Consider the following 1,181-nt stretch of genomic DNA (forward strand, 5'->3'; position numbering starts at 1 on the left):
GCGACATCCACATGTCCTGGGCCAACGACGTGCCGGTGGACGCCGGCACGTACCCGCTCTCGCCGTCCGCGGCAACGGAGTTCGTGATCACCTCGGTGACCTCCGACAACCTCGACGACATAGTCAAGGTGCCCGAGGGCACGGTCTCCGCGCTGGCCGCCCCGATCATCCAGCTCGCCAACCGGCACGTCCACTGGGTCGACACGGACCGCCACGGCTACGGCGTCCTGGACATCACGGCCGACCGGGCGCAGATGGACTACTACGTCCTGTCAGACCGCACCTCGCCCACCGCGACCTCGTCCTGGGAACGGTCGTACCGCACGCGCAGCGGCACGCAGAAGGTCGAGCGGACGTACGACCCGGTGTAGGTCCGTAGGTCTCTAGAGGGTCTCAAGGAAACCGAAGGCCACCCGCCAGGTGGCCTCGGCGGCCTCCTCGTCGTAGTCCGGGAGGCCGGGGTCGGTGTACAGGTGACCGGCTCCGGCGTACCGGTAGATCTCCACATCCGCGCCCGCCCTGCCCATCTGGAGATACCAGGAGCTGAGCCAGTCGTCCGTCTCGAACTGGTCCGGCTCGGCGACATGCAACTGGACCGGGAGAGCGTCGACGGAGGCGTTGGCCGCGATGTCCGAGGTGCCGTGCAGAAGCAGCAGCCCGAGGGCCTTCTCGTCGCCGAGGGCGAGGGTCTGGGCGACGGAGGCACCGAGCGAGAACCCGGCGTAGACGAGCCCGCGCTCGGAGTAGGGGGCGGCGGCCAGCACGGCCCGCTTCAGCAGCTCCTCCTTGCCGATCTTCTCGTTCAGGGCCCGGCCGTCCTCGACCGTGTCGAACGTATGCCCCTCGAAGAGGTCCGGCGTCCACACCTCGTGGCCCGCGGCGCGCAGCCGGTCGGCGGCGTCGCGGACCGCCGGCCGGAGTCCGTATATCGAGTGGAAGAGCATGTTGTTCATGAAGCCATCGTGCCAGTACGGTCGGACACATGGAGAACGTACTGCGCCCGCTGATCGTCATCGGCGGCTCCGTCGTCCTCACGCTGCTCATCGGCTGGGTCACCGACCTGCTGCTGCGCAAGGCGGACGCCCGCCACGACGACACCACGCTCTGGGGCCTGCTGCGCCGAGGCCGAGTCCCCTACCAACTACTGCTCTGCGCGGCCTTCCTCAGAGGCTCCTACGACC

General features: G+C 68.7%; 2 protein-coding genes and 1 pseudogene. 2 read left to right on the plus strand and 1 reads right to left on the minus strand.

Going from position 1 to position 1,181, the window contains the following annotated elements:
• On the plus strand, window positions 1-371 hold a 371-nt coding region (locus tag ACFWI9_RS34545), incomplete at its 5' end, for an alkaline phosphatase D family protein (RefSeq protein ID WP_387169316.1).
• Window positions 372-383: 12 nt separating this feature from the next.
• Here the strand turns inward: ACFWI9_RS34545 and ACFWI9_RS34550 are convergent.
• Entirely contained in the window at window positions 384-953 is a 570-nt protein-coding gene (locus tag ACFWI9_RS34550; protein WP_387169319.1) for a dienelactone hydrolase family protein, read from the minus strand.
• Between the two features lie 29 nt (window positions 954-982).
• Here ACFWI9_RS34550 and ACFWI9_RS34555 point away from each other — a divergent pair.
• Window positions 983-1,181 (plus strand): annotated as a pseudogene (locus tag ACFWI9_RS34555) (mechanosensitive ion channel family protein); the annotation flags it as partial.

This window comes from Streptomyces sp. NPDC127084 (genome assembly GCF_042724175.1).
Classification (GTDB): Bacteria; Actinomycetota; Actinomycetes; order Streptomycetales; family Streptomycetaceae; genus Streptomyces.

What these genes read in the sequence shown, in the direction of transcription:
- ACFWI9_RS34550 (WP_387169319.1), bottom strand. Translation starts at nt 953, where the DNA reads ATGAACAACATGCTCTTCCACTCGATATACGGACTCCGGCCGGCGGTC.